The 231-nt window shown below is 53.7% G+C and carries 1 protein-coding gene; it reads left to right on the top strand.

Going from position 1 to position 231, the window contains the following annotated elements; all coding sequences use genetic code 11:
* The coding region (locus ACRHNM_RS18415; protein ID WP_431138074.1) for an SAM-dependent chlorinase/fluorinase at positions 1–231 on the top strand (231 nt) is incomplete at both ends.

Genomic DNA, 231 nt, shown 5'->3' with positions numbered 1-231 from the left:
AACGATTCACAAGGAGCTCAGGGATGCCGTGATCGTAGATATTTCCCACCAGGTAAACCCCTTCCACATTCAGGAGTGCGCCTACCTGCTTAAAAATGCATACAAGGCCTTTCCCGAGGGGACAATCCATATCGTCGGAGTCGATTCGGAACGCACCCCGGAGACCACCCACCTGGCCGTCAAGGTAGACGGCCACTATTTTGTAACCGCGGACAATGGGGTGATTAGCCT

It is taken from the genome of Psychroserpens mesophilus (assembly GCF_050617655.1).
GTDB lineage: Bacteria > Bacteroidota > Bacteroidia > Flavobacteriales > Flavobacteriaceae > Psychroserpens > Psychroserpens mesophilus_A.
The sequence above is the reverse complement of the archived record's forward strand: the minus strand, read 5'-3'. Positions and strand labels throughout refer to the sequence as shown.